Annotated in this window: 18 protein-coding genes; 7 read left to right on the top strand and 11 right to left on the bottom strand. The window is 49.0% G+C overall.

Annotation, left to right across the window (positions count from 1 at the left end):
• Window positions 1–158 precede the first annotated feature (158 nt).
• On the bottom strand, window positions 159–515 hold the full coding sequence (locus EDC32_RS12710; protein ID WP_022736768.1) for a hypothetical protein: 357 nt from the start codon (window positions 513–515) through the stop codon (window positions 159–161).
• Window positions 516–694: 179 nt separating this feature from the next.
• Here EDC32_RS12710 and EDC32_RS16410 point away from each other — a divergent pair, with 179 nt between their 5' ends.
• Entirely contained in the window at window positions 695–850 is a 156-nt protein-coding gene (locus EDC32_RS16410) for a hypothetical protein (RefSeq protein WP_022736769.1), read from the top strand.
• Window positions 851–1219: 369 nt separating this feature from the next.
• Complete coding sequence (locus tag EDC32_RS12715) at window positions 1220–1594, top strand: group I truncated hemoglobin (RefSeq protein WP_132222691.1); 375 nt, start codon at window positions 1220–1222, stop codon at window positions 1592–1594.
• 287 nt (window positions 1595–1881) lie between these two features.
• On the opposite strand, the gene greA is transcribed toward EDC32_RS12715, so the two are convergent.
• A complete protein-coding gene (gene greA / locus EDC32_RS12720; protein WP_022736771.1) occupies window positions 1882–2358 on the bottom strand; it encodes a transcription elongation factor GreA in 477 nt (158 codons plus the stop codon).
• Window positions 2359–2600: 242 nt separating this feature from the next.
• Complete coding sequence (locus EDC32_RS12725; RefSeq protein ID WP_132222693.1) at window positions 2601–3554, bottom strand: 2-hydroxyacid dehydrogenase; 954 nt, start codon at window positions 3552–3554, stop codon at window positions 2601–2603.
• A 453-nt stretch (window positions 3555–4007) separates the two neighbouring features.
• Between EDC32_RS12725 and EDC32_RS12730 the strand changes: the two genes are divergently transcribed.
• The 4 genes from EDC32_RS12730 to EDC32_RS12745 all read left to right on the top strand — a co-directional run bounded on the left by EDC32_RS12730 (window position 4008) and on the right by EDC32_RS12745 (window position 7597).
• Window positions 4008–5051: an oxidoreductase gene (locus tag EDC32_RS12730; protein WP_211341932.1), complete on the top strand. Its 1044-nt coding sequence runs from the start codon at window positions 4008–4010 to the stop codon at window positions 5049–5051.
• A gap of 168 nt (window positions 5052–5219) precedes the next feature.
• Complete coding sequence (locus EDC32_RS12735) at window positions 5220–5606, top strand: DoxX family protein (protein WP_158283367.1); 387 nt, start codon at window positions 5220–5222, stop codon at window positions 5604–5606.
• A 163-nt stretch (window positions 5607–5769) separates the two neighbouring features.
• Complete coding sequence (locus EDC32_RS12740) at window positions 5770–6642, top strand: metal-dependent hydrolase (protein WP_132222699.1); 873 nt, start codon at window positions 5770–5772, stop codon at window positions 6640–6642.
• Window positions 6643–6760: 118 nt separating this feature from the next.
• The gene (locus EDC32_RS12745; protein ID WP_132222701.1) at window positions 6761–7597 is read left to right on the top strand and encodes a sulfurtransferase; all 837 of its coding nucleotides are present in this window, start codon (window positions 6761–6763) and stop codon (window positions 7595–7597) included.
• A 47-nt stretch (window positions 7598–7644) separates the two neighbouring features.
• Here EDC32_RS12745 and EDC32_RS12750 read toward each other — a convergent pair whose 3' ends face one another.
• The 5 genes from EDC32_RS12750 to asd form a co-directional block, all read right to left on the bottom strand.
• Complete coding sequence (locus tag EDC32_RS12750; protein WP_132222703.1) at window positions 7645–9012, bottom strand: aldehyde dehydrogenase; 1368 nt, start codon at window positions 9010–9012, stop codon at window positions 7645–7647.
• Window positions 9013–9088: 76 nt separating this feature from the next.
• Complete coding sequence (locus EDC32_RS12755; protein ID WP_158283368.1) at window positions 9089–9565, bottom strand: gamma-glutamylcyclotransferase family protein; 477 nt, start codon at window positions 9563–9565, stop codon at window positions 9089–9091.
• Window positions 9566–9699: 134 nt separating this feature from the next.
• Window positions 9700–10959, bottom strand: a complete 1260-nt coding sequence (locus EDC32_RS12760; RefSeq protein ID WP_132222707.1) for an MFS transporter — start codon at window positions 10957–10959, stop codon at window positions 9700–9702.
• A 70-nt stretch (window positions 10960–11029) separates the two neighbouring features.
• Window positions 11030–11641 carry a rhomboid family intramembrane serine protease gene (locus EDC32_RS12765; protein ID WP_132222709.1) on the bottom strand — a complete coding sequence of 204 codons (612 nt, stop codon included), beginning with the start codon at window positions 11639–11641 and terminating at the stop codon, window positions 11030–11032.
• Complete coding sequence (asd, locus tag EDC32_RS12770) at window positions 11623–12501, bottom strand: archaetidylserine decarboxylase (RefSeq protein WP_132222711.1); 879 nt, start codon at window positions 12499–12501, stop codon at window positions 11623–11625. The genes EDC32_RS12765 and asd overlap by 19 nt, the downstream gene beginning before the upstream one ends.
• 82 nt (window positions 12502–12583) lie before the next feature.
• Between asd and EDC32_RS12775 the strand changes: the two genes are divergently transcribed.
• Entirely contained in the window at window positions 12584–12874 is a 291-nt protein-coding gene (locus EDC32_RS12775; protein ID WP_132222713.1) for a gamma-type small acid-soluble spore protein, read from the top strand.
• 43 nt (window positions 12875–12917) lie between these two features.
• On the opposite strand, the gene EDC32_RS12780 is transcribed toward EDC32_RS12775, so the two are convergent.
• From EDC32_RS12780 to EDC32_RS12790, 3 genes are all read right to left on the bottom strand, one after another.
• Window positions 12918–13517: a DUF502 domain-containing protein gene (locus EDC32_RS12780; protein ID WP_022736783.1), complete on the bottom strand. Its 600-nt coding sequence runs from the start codon at window positions 13515–13517 to the stop codon at window positions 12918–12920.
• Window positions 13518–13528: 11 nt separating this feature from the next.
• Complete coding sequence (locus EDC32_RS12785) at window positions 13529–15502, bottom strand: peptidoglycan D,D-transpeptidase FtsI family protein (protein ID WP_132222715.1); 1974 nt, start codon at window positions 15500–15502, stop codon at window positions 13529–13531.
• Window positions 15503–15701: 199 nt separating this feature from the next.
• Complete coding sequence (locus EDC32_RS12790) at window positions 15702–16829, bottom strand: S8 family peptidase (RefSeq protein ID WP_158283369.1); 1128 nt, start codon at window positions 16827–16829, stop codon at window positions 15702–15704.

Here is a 16829-nt window from a genome sequence, read left to right on the forward strand (position 1 = left end):
CTTCCGTACCTAGAATGAAATTTTCCTATTATTATTACTCAGACCAATAGGAAAGTAAAGCGTTGGAAAAGACTGCTGTATCGGGAAACCAGAAAACAATGCCTCCTCCCACGTGTGCAAAAAACCGGTCGGCTGACACCGACCGGCAAACGTGGCGGCTATTCACTTTGCTTGGCTTTCTTGAACCCGCCTGTCTGTTTGCGAATATACAAATAGATAATGGACAGGATCACCGCCGCCACCGTCAACATCCCATAAGTCAACCGCTCTTCTTCTTCAGCCCGCAGGAACAAAATGGGCCCGACAACCACAGCCCCATAGGCGGTAAACTCAAAGGACGAAAGTAACATTTTCCACACTTTTTGCAAGTAATCGCGTAAATTGAGCTCTCTCGAGTGGAACATTTCTTTAAACAGAATCACTACCAAGCCAATCATCCAAATGACAATCGATACCAAAAAAACGCGAGCAAATCCAGAAATAAATGCGGAAAATCCCTCTTGCAACGCTTCCACTTTCCATACTCTCCTTAACAGATGTTTTTCAGATGATCATACCCATTCCATCATAAGACAAACCTTTTCCTGCTGGCAATTTACAATAATTATACAGTTGGCTGACACGCATATTCCATTAGGCGCGGTGATAGGTTAACCATTGTCAACACCACATCCGCTTCAGGAGGTGACTTTCCATGCACAACCCGCGCCAAGAGACGGAACACCATTTCTCCCCCCAACCGGCGGAATCCTCCTTTGCGGTGGACTCCAGTCTGGATGAGGGCATCCGCCACGTGCAAAACGCCATTCAACAAATGTATAGCCAAGCAGGAAATCATGATAATGAGTAAGAATTTAATTAAGTCCCATGGGTATCATGGGACTTAATTCGCTCTAATGAAATAGAAATACCATTGCGCAAATGTAAAAAATATCATATGATGATATACGAAATTTATCAAACATTGACGCAACATTCTATTTGCACTTGAAAATATGAAAAGACCCCGTTAAGGTTCTATAACTGCGCACGTTTTGATCAACCATGCTCTGGCAAACCAATTATCAGTTAAATGGGCGTTTTTGGAAAAGAAATGAATTGCTTCCTTTTAAGTTTCAAATGATGTTCTAGAACTTACATAAATAATTGAGAAGAACTTAATCCGCATTCATTTGATTAAATTTTTAGTCTATTTCACTTTGGGAATGGGGGACCCATCATGCTGAGAAGCACGCGAAGCACCTTGTACGAGAGACTGGGTGGGGAAGAATTGATCACTATTGTGATCAATGAATTTTATGATCGCATGCTTGAAGACGACCGTGTCAACCATCACTTCATCGGCGTGAACATGGATGTGCTAAAGCGCCACCAAGTCACCTATTTCATGAGTTACGCGTTGGGCGGACCCATACACTATGAAGGAAATACCTTGCGCAAAGCACACAGCGGTTTGAACATCACGTCGGAGGAATATGAAATCGCCATTAAACACCTCAACAGCGCATTGCGAAAAAACCAAATCGCGTTGGAAGACATTGCGCGGATTGAAGCCTTCTTGCGTAGCGTAAAGCCGCATATCATCAATAAGTGAGAGAACCCGTTTTCCCCGGCGGACATCTCACACCGCCTTGCACTCATACGGATCTGTATCGTCTGCGCACCCTGTTTTCGCTCATGCACCAAGGCACCCCTCCGCCCATTGCAGGTCAAAACCTGCCCACTCTTGGGGAGCCGCTTCCACCTTCTCGTTGATCCGGCTTCAAACTTTTTTTACAATGGATTCGCAAAAATAAAACATTTGAAGTTTACAATCGCTTTAGACTTATGCTCCGCTTCTGGACATGCGTAAAAAAACCCCCGCGCCAACGGGGGTTCACTTTACTCGATCTCAATGATTTTAAATTGAATCGTCCCACCCGGAGTGGATACGTTGATCACTTCGCCCACTTTTTTGCCAATCAGTTCTGCACCGATCGGAGATTCATTGGAAATCTTAAATGAAGAGGGATCCGATTCCGCACTGCCCACGATAGTATATGTTTCTTTGTCCCCATCCGGAATTTCCTCAATCGTCACTTTGGAACCGACACTCACCACTCCCGTATTTTGATTGGAAGCGATGATTTTCGCATTGCGAATCATGTTCTCTAACGTAATGATCCGTGATTCGATAAAGGCTTGCTCTTCCTTCGCCGCATCGTATTCCGAATTCTCGCTGAGGTCTCCCTGCGCAATCGCTTCTTTCAAGCGTTCCGCTACTTCGTGGCGCTTCTGCGTTTTTAGGAGTTCTAGTTCTTGTTTTACTTTTTCTAGGCCTTCTTCAGTTAATAAAACTTCTTTTTTATTTTGAGACATCAAACGTTTCCTCCTTAATCACATAAGCTTGCAAATGTGATAGATCCCCGTCAAATGCATATGCCAAACCAGCCAGTATTATGCATACTTCTAGTCACTTTACGCAGATCAAAAGATTCATTGGTAACGATTTCACATCCATTTAGTGATGTCGCATCAGCAATACTCACTAAAAAGCCAAGCTGGACAATATATTAGCACATTTATATCAATACTCCAAGTGAATACTTAAAGTTTTTTGGTTAACAAACAACATTGGGTGGAGTTTCGCCTTGGAAATAGGCGATCAAATTGTTCACCGCCATATCAGCCATCGCTAAGCGGGTTTCTTCTGTGGCACTACCCAGATGGGGAGCCAGCACCACTTGTTCCAATTGCCGCAATTCCCTGGGCACATAAGGCTCATCTTCATATACATCCAGCGCGGCTCCAGCGATGCGCCCAGCCTTTAATGCTTTGATCAGGGCGGTCTCATCCACAATCGGGCCGCGGGCCGTGTTGACCAAAAACGCCGTGGGCTTCATCCGTTCCAATTCGGCCGCACCGATCAGATGATGGGTCTCGGGCGTGTAAGGGCAATGGATGGAAACATAATCAGCCTCGCTCAAACACTGCTCCAAATCGACATATTGAACCCCTAGCTCCTTTTCTAGTTCTTCTGGCAAGCGGTGTCTCGAATGATAAATGACTGGCATTCGAAAACCTTTGGCCCTCTGTGCCACCGCTTGCCCGATGCGTCCCATGCCGATGATGCCTAGGCATTTGCCGGACACTTCCCTTCCCAACATGAACAAAGGCTCCCAACCGGTCCATTTCCCTTCGCGCACCAATCGGTCGCCTTCACTCACCCTCCGCGAAACATCCAAAAGCAACGCCCATGTCAAATCAGCCGTGGCTTCCGTCAACACCCCGGGCGTATTGGTCACAATGATCTGTTGTTCGCGGGCGTAAGCGATGTCGATATGATTGAATCCCACTCCGTAATTGCTGATCATTCGCAAACGGGGACAAGCGCGAAGCAGAGCCTCGTCGATAGTGTCAGTCACGTTACAGAGCAAGGCCTCGCTTGTTTGCAAATGATGGATCAGCTCCACAGCCGTCCAACCCGGTGGCAACAGCACCACTTCAGCATGCTTAGCCAACCGGGCCAACGGTTCTTTCCCTATGTCTTTGGTCACTACGACTCGCGGTCTCAATCCTTCGTTCCTCCTCGACCTCACCTGTTCAACAACCAAGAACTATTTTGGCAATTATTATAATATTCCACAAAATGACCTATATATCCTGCTAAAAAACCTATATAATCATCAAATGATAATCATTTTTCTTGTTGGTAATGATAAACCAACTATTCTGGGATGCATTCCCGGCGTTCACTGCTTGGTGAACCCGTAATGCTATAATAACAAATATGGCAGTGCTGGCAAGAGGTTAATCAACAATTCGCCACCATGATCAAAGGCAATCCCCAGGAGCATCTTCGCACAAGTGGGAAAAGCGGGCCAACGCATTGCCCGCTACCGGTGTTTGTCGCATACGCATGCTTTAAAGGACGGATAAAACATCGGCTCTCAGCCGCTTTACTGGCAAAACTTTCTCCTCACTGTCTTTCTCTGTCAAACTTATGTTCGATGCAAGGAGTGATACTATTGCAAGCAATACAAGTTGGACTAATCGGCTTTGGCTTCTCGGGGTCCACCTTTCACGCCCCCGTCATCACACAGGTGCCTGGCCTCAACCTGACTCATGTCGTTTCTTCTGATCCCAGCAAAGTGCATCGTCAGCTCCCCCAAGTAGAGGTACTGGCCGACCCCCGTGCGTTGTGGGAGCATCCCGACATCGAGTTGGTCGTGATCACCACGCCTAACGACACACACTTCCCTTACGCCAAAGAAGCCTTGCTGAGCGGGAAACACGTGGTAATAGAAAAGCCCTTCGTGGTTGATGTCGCTGAAGCTGATGAATTGATCAAACTTGCCGCCGAGCAAAACCGCATCCTAAGCGTATACCACAACCGCCGCTACGACAGTGATTTCCTCACGGTCAAGCAGGTGATTGAGCAAGGTTTGCTCGGTACGGTTCATACATATGAAGCGCATTTTGACCGGTATCGCCCGGAGGTGCGCATTCGTTGGCGCGAACAAGATGTACCAGGCGCCGGAGTGTTGTACGATCTCGGGCCTCATCTGATCGATCAGGCCATCCAATTGTTCGGTCCACCTCAAACAGTGTGGGCTGACCTCTTGAAGCAACGCCCGCAAGCCCTAGTAACTGACTGCTTCCATCTCATCCTCGGATACGAAAAAGGGTTGCGTGCCATTTTGCGTGCCGGCTGTCTGGTTAAAGCACCTGGGCCGCGATATCAGGTGCACGGCAGCCTTGGCACATTGACCAAATACGGGATGGACCCGCAAGAAGAAATGTTGAAACAAGGGATGAAACCCGGCGATCCAGGGTGGGGCCAGGAATCTCCGGAATTCCAAGCCACTCTCTCCACCACCGTGCAAGGGGTAGAATTGCAAGGTACCGTTCCTACTCTGACTGGAGGATATGAAAGGTATTATCAACAATTGGCCCAAGCGATCAGGGGACAAGCCGAAGTGCCCGTCTCAGCTCAAGATGCGCGACTAACGATGCAAGTCATTTCGGCAGCAATCACCAGCGCACACGAAGGAAGAGTAGTAAAAATATAAATCAATCCATTCAACATTTACTTCTATATCTCATTGAAATGCGGCTCGACCGAAAGGCGGAGCCGCATTATTTGTTAGCTTTTAAAAATCCCTTCATCATTCTTCAACAATCGGCAGGTAGAATGTGGTCACACTCACTGGTGCATGACAGACAGAAAGGAGAAAATCATGTTACAACCCAACGCACTTGCTCCCTTGATGCTTCGCATCGGCCTAGGGAGCATCCTTTTCGCCCACGGACTGCAAAAACTCTTGTTCATCAGCCGAACCATGGAATTTTTCGAGCTGATTGGCATTCCTTTCCCCACCTTATCCGCCTATGGCATCGCCACGATGGAAACTTTGTGCGGCATCGCGTTTTATTTGGGGATTCACATCCGGTTGGCCGGATTGTGTACCATTCTGCTGATGTGTGGCACCATCATCACGGTGAAAGGGGCCAAAGGCTTTATCGATGGGTACGAATTTGACGCCTTAATCATAGTGAACGCCATTTCTCTCATGTTCACTGGGCCTGGCGAATATAGTATCTCCCATATCTCTCATCATCCCTAGTGCTTTTGGCTTTTCGGCTATCCCATTCGCAAGCCGGAAACAACCACTGCCTTTTAAAATTCGCGCTCGTCTGATATTGCTTCCATTCCATCGTCATATGACGATTTTTTTTATTTCCTTTATAATAAATGATGAACTTCCAACAAACAGAGTGAGGGACACGATGGATACAATCACACACGGCCTGTTTGGCTATACGATGTATCAGTGCTTAAAAAAAGAGGACATGCCCGTCAAAGAAGGGAAAGCCCTGTTGTTTGTGTCATTGGTCAGTAACCAAATCCCCGATATCGACGTGGTTGTCCGCGTAACCGAAACGGGCCGTATCATGGAACAGATGTGGCATCGCGGGCTAACTCATTCCTTGTTGTTCATTCCTATTTGGGCTTTGCTTCTTTACGTTTTGGTGCGGCTGATGTTCAAAGAAAAAGAATGGCGCTTCTTCCACCTGTCTTTGTTCGGAGTCGCCCTTCATGATTTTGTCGATTGTTTCAACGCCTGGGGCACCGGCTTATTTGAGCCATTTTCCTCCGCACGCATCACCTTGGGAACCCTTCCCATTGTCGACTTCGTCTTTTGGGGTATCTTCCTGGCCGGTTTTTTGCTCTCTTATATAAAAAAACACATCCCCAAACAGCGAATTTTCCAATGGGTGGCTTTGGGAATGCTCCTTCATTTCAGCATCCAAACAGCACAAGGGTTGATTGTGGAACAACGGGCCGAGCAACGTTATGACCGCGTCGAACTGGCAGCCAGCTTTGTTCCTTGGCATTTTCGGGTAATCGGCAAAAGCGGAAACCATGTAGAATTGACGGATGCCACCGTATGGTCGACCAGCCAACCAGTGGCTTCTCTCAAATCGCATGAAGAAGCCGATTTGTCCCCCTTGTTCAATCAAAATCCCAAAGCAAAAGTTCTCTACGAATGGTCGCCGTTTGTCGTCATCGTCAATGACAGCAAACGCTTGGGCATTTATGATCCGCGTTTTTACCGCGACGGGGAATCGTTCCTCAGTGAATACATCGAAAAACGGTGAAGCGAAAGGGCCATCCAACCCCTGTTTTCAAATCGCTGAACCATGACGCCAACACCGATGTCAGGCATTGTCGCGTTATACCCGTTTTAACACATTTCTCAAAAGGGGGACTCGGCTTATGACTCAGCTCGTTTCTCTTGAATGGCTATACAACCACCTGAACGATCCGCAATTGATTATCGTGGATTGCCGTTTCCAGCTTGGACAACCTACCGCCGGAAAGGAAGCTTATCTCCGTGATCATATCCCAGGCGCCTTTTATCTTGATCTTGACCAAGACTTGTCCGCTCCCCCATCCGTCCACGGCGGACGTCATCCCCTGCCTGATCCCCATATGTTCGCCGCCAAGGCGGGAGCCATCGGCATCGGTGACAACGTCACCGTCATCGCTTATGACGATCAAGGGGGAGCCATGGCTGGACGTTTGTGGTGGTTGCTTCATTATTTCGGGCACCATCGGGCAAAAGTGTTGAACGGCTCTTACACCTTATGGAAAAAACAAGGCTTGCCGATTACCGCCGAACGGCCAACAGCACAGCCCCGTACCTTCCATCCACAGATCAACCACCGCTGGTTGGCCTCCATGGAAGAGGTGAAGGCTAAGCTTAACGATTCACACACGGTGATCATCGACTCTCGCGAAGGCGCACGTTACCGCGGCGAACAGGAACCGATCGATCCCGTGGCCGGACATATACCAGGCGCGAAACACTATTTCTTCAAAGAAACCCAGCTCGCTGACGGCCGTTTCAAATCAGGAGAAGCGCTTGCTGAACACTTCGCCGGCATTTCCAAAGAACAGGAAGTGATCGTCTATTGTGGTTCTGGGGTAACAGCGACCCCCAATGTTATCGCCCTCATGGAGGCCGGTTACCAACAGGTCAAGCTTTACGCTGGCAGTTGGAGTGATTGGATTTCATACCAAGACAATCCGGTCGCCACTGGAGATGAATAAACAAAAAAGGGATTCGCCTTGTACGGGCGAATCCCTTTCCCATCTTATCAACCGTAAAATTTTTTCAACCAGTTGAGCGCATTCTTAGTAAAAGAATATCGCAAGGGCATGTCAAACTGCGTCGTCTGCTTAACAATCGCTTTTTCGTGGCTGAAGCAATCAAAGCTGTACTTTCCATGGTAATTACCCAACCCGCTCGTGCCAACACCACCGAACGGCAGATGTGGATTGCCGATGTGTACAATGGTGTCATTGATGCAGCCACCACCAAATGGCAAGGAACGTATCACTTTTTCTTGGTTTTGCTCGTTCTCCGAAAAAAAGTATAACGCTAATGGCTTTTCCTTCTTGCGAATTGCCGCAATCGCTTCATCCAGATCGGTAAAAGTAAACACCGGCAAAATCGGCCCAAAAATCTCTTCTTGCATCACCGGTGCCTCCCAGCTTACTCCTGTCAACACCGTCGGCTCAATGACACGCCGTTGCGCATCGGTTTTGCCACCAATGACAACCTCCCCATCAGCCAAGAACGCCTCCAATCGTGAAAAATGGCGTTCATTCACAATATGCCCATAATTCTCGCTCGTCAGCGGATCTTTCCCGTAAAACCGCGCGATTTCTTGTTTTAACTGCGCCAACCACACATCTTTGCGTTCTTCATGAATCAACACATAATCTGGCGCGACGCACGTCTGGCCCGCATTCAACCATTTGCCCCATACAATTCTGCGGGCAGCCAGCTCAATATTGGCATCTTTATCGATGATGACCGGACTTTTGCCCCCCAGCTCCAACGTCACCGGAGTCAATGTTTGGGCCGCCTTTTCCATAATCGTTTTGCCTACCTGCGCACTTCCGGTGAAGAAGATATGATCAAACGGCAGATCTAACAGCGCTTTGCTCGTCTCCACATCTCCTTCAATCACCGCAATGTATTCCTCCTCGAAAATCCCCTTAATCATTTGCATGATCACTTGGGACGTATGCGGTGCCCATTCCGATGGCTTGAGTGTGACGCAGTTCCCTGCCGCAATCGCTCCAATCAGCGGCATCACCGCGAGATTGAATGGATAATTCCAAGGGGAAATAATCAGGGTGAGCCCATACGGCTCAGGATACACATAACTCTTCGATCCCATCAGCACTTGCGGTGTCGGAACTTTTCTCGGCTTGGCCCATGTTTTCAAACGCTTGCTAACATATTTGATCTCATCCAGCGTCGGTCCGATTTCCGACAAATATGCATCAAACTCTGAACGATGCAAATCCTTTTTTAATGCGGTGGTAATGTCAGGCTCATATCGTTTGATGGCTGATTGCAATTTGCGCAAGCTCTCCAAGCGAAAGGCGATTTCCTTGGTTTTCCCCGTCAGGTAAAACTCCTTCTGCTTCTCAAAAATCTCTTTATGTCGCATCCATTCACCACGCCCCCACTCAGATGTTATCAGCTTCAGTATAGAAAATGAGCCTCACTTTCTCAAGAAAAGCAATTCATTTAAATGTCGAATGCACCCCAAACCGTTCACGCCAGTGTTCCACCAAACGGAGACGGTATGATTCACTCAGCTGCTGAACGGCCCCTTGATGAATCAAACGCAAATAAGCGAGGCTAGGCCGGATTTCTTCCTCAGATTTGTTAACCACTGTGTATGTTTCCGCTTCGAACCAGCTTTCCCGATGTCGCACCTTCACGCGAATGCGCCGATAATGGCCAACATCCACACCTTCCCGTTTATCCAATTCCGGCAAGGCTTCTTGATCGAGGCGATAAAGCACACCTTCTACCTCTTCTCCTGGCGCCGGCACAATGTCTGCCACCCCACCCTGCCGATATTCGCTGTACATGGTAAACGCAAGCCGATGGTCGGGAAGCGTCGCCGAGCCAAGCACCTGATAGCGCCCTTCGCCCACCGTCCCTTTGAAGCTCTCTTTATCCATGCATGAACCGTATGCAAAATAATATAACACGCTCTCCTCTCCCTTCATCCGGAGACTACTGTCTACCGGTCAACGCGAATGGCCGAACGCGCTCTAACCATCATATGTTTAACCGTCCATCTTCTTTACCCGTTCAGCTGGGAAAATACACAAAAAAAGGGGCGTTAACGCCCCGTTCCCTGATGTGCCGGGTTCGCGGGCAATGGTTTCTTCACCCGTCCAACCAGCGGCACCTTGCGAATCGCCAACCATGTCAGCAATTGAGTAAAACCGATGACCAGCACAAACCACCGCAACTCGGTGGGATCCTTGATTTGGGCAACCCACAAAATAAAGAGCAAAATCCCTGTGACACGTCCCACATTTAACATCAACTCCCGCGAAACCACATACTCCACCCGCAAAGCCGCCGATTGTTCGGTCTCACCGATCACATCAAACACAGTAGAAGTGAGAGGCGCCAGGTAAAACGGATAAAACAGCGCGCCACCCACACCCATCACCCACATCGTCCATTCACTCATGTGAAACGCAAACGGCAAAATGACCAAACCCATCATCAAGGCCCCAACCAAGATAAACATATTTCGTGATTTCGGTTTCATCATTCTGCCGACCACAAAATACGACAGCATAGACACAAGGGAGCCCACTGTATAGAAACTACCTACAGTGAATTCATCTTTAGTGGTGACATACACCAGCAAACTGATGAGAAAGGAGAACACCCCTTCACGCAACCCTTGCGCGGCCATAGCCAGACCGACATAACGCCAATGGGCATCACGCTTCCCCAATAGACGCAACACCCGGGCTAATTGGAATTCACCCCGAGCCAATCGGGACTTGAAAAGAAAGCTGACCACCACCGCCGCTAGGAAAATAGATAACGACAGTCCAAAAATGAAATGGTAACCGCGCACCTGTCCCATGTTGCGAATCAACAAACCGGAAATAAACGGGGCAGCGATCCCCGTGATGGATGTAACCAGTCCATTTGCCCCATTAAAAATATCACGGTTGTCCCGCTCAGTGATTTCAAAATAAAGCACATTGTAGGCCAGCCAGAAAAACCCCGCTCCCAACCCCAGCAGCGCACCGAGCAAGTAGACATAAGCGGCCGCATTTTTGCCAAGCAGCCAAACCACCAAATAAAACAAGGACAAGATAGCCACACCCAAGCGAATCGACACCACGCGGTCAACCTTTTTCACCATCCATCCGGCCACGACGAAAGTAAGCGCCGCCACCACGAAATGGATGAGATTAAACCAGCTGATCATGCTCCAATCTTTTTTGATCTTCCACAGAAAGACATTGACAAATGTTCCAGACAAAGCAGTAGCTACAGCAAACAAGCCGTTTTCCAGCAACAATAGCCATGCTGAACGATCCAGTTTACTCCATGTGTTTATTCGTCGCATAGGTTAGCTCACCAGTCTTAGCTTAACCAACTGCCCCTCGAATATGAAAAAGGGGTGGAATGCTCCACCCCTACTGCCAATCATCCTCATCTTGATCAAACTGCATACTTTTGAACTGAATGAAAATCATCGCCAAGACAAAGCCCGTAGTCAGGGCAACAATATGTCCAAACAGCAGATTCCAACCAAACGCTAAATTGATTACCACGAAAACGAGAACCATCCGGCCCATGACGGGATGAATCATCCCCCGCAGCGCCAAAAACAGATATACGCCTAACAGGCCGTAAATCGCTTCATTGGCTCCGGTAATCACCCCGTCGACGTCAGTCAAATAAATACCCCAATATCCAGCGATTCCCGCACACAAATAAATGAATAAAAATGAGAGCTTACCAAACAACCATTCCAATTGGGGCGCAAACAAATACAAGGAAACTCCCATCATCAACAATTGAAGCAGATGGACGTGCAAAAAAAGAGAAGAGACCAATCTCCAATACTCCCCATCCTGAATGCGCCATTGCACAAATGCCCCAAATTGGACCCAAGCAGCCGGACCAACACCTTTGCCACTAAAGGCATACATGAGGAAGACGACAATTTGAACCAAGATGATACCTGTCACAACAGGAAATAGCTGTGGAAAACGCCGAACCGGAATCAATGTGTGTCTGAACAAGAAGCTTCCTCCTCCAATCTGACCAATCGGGCGATCTCTTGTCCCATCCGCACGCTCGTTCCTTTGGCCAGAGGAATGCTCCACTCGATTTGTCCCGGTTCAAACAGAAGAATCACAGTGGAACCGAACTCAAACCGCCCCACCTCCGCTCCTTTGGCCAAGCGTTCTGGAGTAGCATAATCCTTGTGCGCGAAAGGTCGGCTCGGTTTGGGATTGGTAGCGATCGCTTGATCGTAGGTCACTTTGATGCTACCGACATTGGTGGCCCCCACCTTAATGAGTGCCGTGAGCCCACTCTCTCCTTCAATATAAGTGATGACCCGCTCATTCACTGCAAATAGTCCCGGCACCAGCCGGACGCCCATCTCATTGACGGGATACAACTCACCCGGTATGTAGGTGGATGAAACAACTCTCCCGGCAATCGGCATATGAATGCGGTGGTAATCCCGCGGGCTTAAATAGATGGTGACAAATTGCCCGCCATCAAAGCGTTTCACCGCGGCTTCATTTCCACCCAGCAATTGGGACAATGAGTAAGAAATCCCTTTGGCTTGGATCAACCGACCCTCCGTGATCGTCCCACCCTCGGACACAGTGCCGTCCACCGGGCTCACCACTTGGGCTTTCCCACCGCAGATCGGGCGCGCTTCGGGATGAAGCTCGCGAACAAAAAAGTCAAGCAGATGCTCAAATTGATCAAGTGGTTTCTTTACAGGAGCCAGGTCAATGTCAAAATGACGTATGTACAAGGGTATCAGGTGACGACTGAATGGATGCCGCGCCACCTTTCCCATCAGGCGCGAGAGCCCTTTTTTGGGCAACCCCCGCCAAATCGCTTTGGTTATGCTTTGCTTCATATAATCCTCCTCACAGGAAAATTTCGGCAGTAATATCTTCACCTTAACCGGACACCATAATAAGCGACAAGGAGGTGAAAAAATGAACACCAAAAACTTTACTCCACAAGAATCGAGAACCAATGCACAACAAGTTCGCCAACAAAACCAGCAATCCGCTCAAGGTACTTCCAGCGGTTTTGCAAATGAGTTCGCCAGCGAAACCAATGCACAACAAGTCCGTCAACAAAACCAACAATCCGCTCAAGCTGGCCGCATGTCCGGTGCGACCGCAGGCGGCTTCAACACGGAGTTCGCTAGCGAAACCAACGTACAACAAGTCCGTCAACAAAACCAACAATCTGAGGCTAAAAAGCGTAACAACCAACAATAATCAAGCTTGTGGTACATGCTTCACCCATAAATCCCATCCGCCATTATGGCAGATGGGATTTATGGTTGTGTGTGACGCCGCCGGAAATGATGAGCCGCAAGGCATCATCCACCGACATATCCAATTCTTCCACTTGTTCCCGCTCATACCAATGTAAATCCCCTGAAAATTGATAGCTTTGCGGGAAATAAACCCCCACGTACTCTTTGCCGTCCGCCGTACGAAATACCGGCGCTTTCACCGTCAAAAAGCCAAGCTTGCGCGAACCGCCCAGGTGAACAAATACAACGGTGTCAAACGATTTCTTTTCACCGATAAACGAATGGATGGTATCTTTGAGCGTTCCGTACAAATCTCTGACCAGGGGGATTTTATCTAATATCGCCTCAATCATATCAAAGAGTTTTTTGGTTAGCCACAATTTGGTCAAAAAACCGATAACCAAAATTAAAGCGATGACAAAGAGCAACCCCATCCCTGGAAAGGACCAAGGTAGCACCTTTTCTGCCCAATTCATGCCTAAGTTGTTAAGAAGCTGGTAAATGTAACGAACGAGGTAAACAGTGAGGGCAATCGGCAAAAACACAAGCAATCCATTTAGGAAATAGATGCTGAGGCGTTTGATCAAACCATTTCGCCGCAAAAACAACCACCTCATTTCTTCATGAACTTCTCATAGTAAGAAGTAATCAAGTGGTCGGCGATGGGGCCTGCCGCCACCGCACCATAACCCCCTTCGGGCACAATCACGGCCACGGCGATTTGCGGATCATTCGCAGGGGCGAAAGCGACGAACACCGAATTTTCCACTCGTCCGCGACCTGGGATGTCCTGTTCTGATGTTCCCGTTTTGGCCGCTACATCAAACGGCAAATGGTTGAACAGTTCCGCCGCGGTCCCCCCCGGCTTGGTCACTTGTACCATGCCGCGAACTACCGTTTGGTAGTAGTTCTCTTTAATCGGGGTGCGTTGCATCACTTCCGGTTTGATTTCTTTCGTCTTCCCGGTGGTGGGATTCACCACTTTTTCAACCAATTGCGGACGTAAGCGCGTTCCTTTGTTTCCCAACGTTTGCATATACTGCGCTAACTGTAATGCCGTATACCGCTGCGCTTGCCCAAACGAAGCCAGCGCCATGGCCCCCATACCCGAATTTCGCTTAGCGATGATCTTGTAGTCTTCCAAACCATCTTGTTCGCGTGGCAAGGGAACACCGGTCTTGATACCCAGTCCAAAGGCATGGGCCAACTGCTCAAACTTTTCGACGGCTTCCAACTTGTCTCTGCGATACCACTTGGTTCCCAACCAAGCCATAAACGTGTTAGACGATTTTTGAATCGCTTTGACAGGATCAAGCAGGCCGTAATTGTGACGACCTGAGTTACGTATTGGTGGGGTCGCTTTGGCGTAATAAAAAGCGCCTGGATCGCGCCAATAGGTGGTCGGTTTAATTACTCCTTCCATCATGCCCATCAGCACCGTCAACGGTTTAAAAGTGGAGCCTGACGGTAAGACGGAAAATGGGTGGCGCTTCACTTCCGATTGAGGAGAGGCAGATCCCCGGGCATCATATGGCGCCTCTCGGATCGTGCCGTTATTGATAACAAAGCTGAGGTTCCGATAATCTTCGCTTCCCACTTTTCCGTTCCAGATGTTGGGGTCGTAATCAGGATAACTAACCATCGACCTGATTCTCCCCGTTTTTACTTCCATTGCCACCGCATAGGCGTTGCGGGCATATGGGGCACGTTTGTTCCCCGCTTGTGTGCGTAAGCGAGCCAGGTGTTGCTCTACAAATGCCTCCGCTTCTAACTGCATATCCTGGTCAAGGGTTGTTATCAGGTCATTGCCCGGTTTAGGGGAGACTTCTTTCAATACCTCAACCAATTTCCCTTGCGAGTTCACCCGCACTAAGCGGTAACCATTTTTTCCTCGTAATTCATCTTGATAACTGTATTCGATGCCGTCCATCCCCACTTGTTCCCAATCCAAGTAACCCGCTTGATTCGGTTGCGCTGCCAAGGCTTTGTACTTCTTCATCGAGGTTTTTGCCCCGGCGTATGGACGCACATAACCAATCGTTTGGACGGCGATGCTATCCTTCCGATACTGGCGCAACGGTTCGGAAAAAATGTTGACGCCCGGAAACCGATCCGGATTTTCCGAAATCTTCACGATCTCTTCATCGGACAAGCGGTCCTTCAGTTTTTTAGGATAGTAAGGCGGCTGTTTTCGCATGGTGGGTTTCCCCTTGGCATCCAAGCCGATATCCATCGCTTCCAGCACATCTTTCAGCGGCATCTTTAACACATTGGCCAATTCCTTAGCCGTTGCTAGTTTTTTCTTTTTATCGCTGTCCGGTTCGAGGTAAATCGCAGTGAACAGAGAACGGTTCTCAACCAATATGTTGCCGTTCCGATCATAGATCTTTCCCCGCGATGCAACCAGCGGCACTTGCTTAAAATTATTTTCCACCGCCAACTGGTTGTATTCAGCTCCAGCCCCCAGCTGAATCGAGCTAAGGCGTAGAATCAATACAACGAACAACAGGATGACAATGAGCCACAATCCGTGCAACCTTCCGGAGAGCAGCCCGGCTGAGCTAGTTTTGCGTCTGCCTTGAAACATGCCACCACTCAATCCTTTGCAACCTATAGTGCATTTCCAACTCGTTATTAGTGTATCACATCACAAGGAAAAAGAGGGAGGGGATTCCCACATCCAACCAGCGACAATTTTGTGCGGAGTGTACAGGCTTGTCCAAATAAGTGGGTTGAAGAGCAGGCAGAGCTCTTCCCGTCAGGAGAAAGCTCCGCCCTTTCATTTTTTAACGATTCCAAAACCTGCGATAAAACTCCACCGCTTGGTATGAATTCAACACGCTCACCCGTTCCAACCGCGATGTCTTCAGCGCCGACTGCAACAAAATGTACCGAATTTGCTCAGGATTCAGATAAGGGTTTAGTTGGAGCAAGAGGGCGATCGTGCCGGATACATGCGGCACGGCCATGGAAGTGCCACTCATTTCCCGCTTGGCCCCGTTTAACCACGCCGACGGAATTCTCTCCCCCGGTGCGGCGAGATCCACGCCTTTGCCCATATTGCTAAATTGAGATAAGACACCTTCACGCGAAACAGAAGCCACGGCGATCGTCTCTGGGTAACGAGCTGGAAAATCAATGCTTGACGGGAGGCCCCGGTTCCCTGTGGCCGCCACCATCACAATACCCCGGCGGTGGGCGATCTGAATCGCTTGCCGCAACGATTCGCTCAATTTTTCCATGCCGAAACTCATGTTGATCACTTGCATGCCGTTTTCAATGCACCAATTGATGGCGCTCAATAAATCGGACAAATTGGCGCTACCCTTGCGGTTAAATGCTTTTACCGCATATACTTCCGTTTTTGGCGCCGTCCCGATGATGCCCAAGCCCGCCCCGTTGCCAGCGATGATCCCCGCTACATGGGTGCCGTGCCCATTGTAATCCTGAGGGGCGAAATAAGGGGACAAAATGTTCACCCCGCCCCGATAATTGTCTTTTATCGCCGGATGATCCGCTGAAATCCCCGTGTCGATGACCGCTACTTTCACTCCTCGCCCCTGGCTGACGGGCCAAACTTTGGGCGCTTCAATCATCTGCACGCCCCACGGCAAATTTTGCTCCTTGACCGACAGCATGGTGCCTACATATGGTTCCGTGATTGTCAGCCGAATATCCGGCTCCGTGTAAGCTACATCAGGCACCGACTCTGTGGGGACGACGGGAGCTTGATATTCCCCGATAACCATGCCCAATTGGGACAGATAGCGGATCGGCCGCACACCCAAACGGCGCAGATTATTCAAACAACGCTCCAACTGGATGCCATCTCGCAAATAGTAGATCTTGCGTATCCGCTTCTTGCATGACGCTTGGTTGCATGGGAAAGGGAGCCTCCAATCAGAATCATTCAT

The organism is Laceyella sacchari (assembly GCF_004343255.1).
GTDB classification, from domain to species: Bacteria; Bacillota; Bacilli; order Thermoactinomycetales; family Thermoactinomycetaceae; genus Laceyella; species Laceyella sacchari.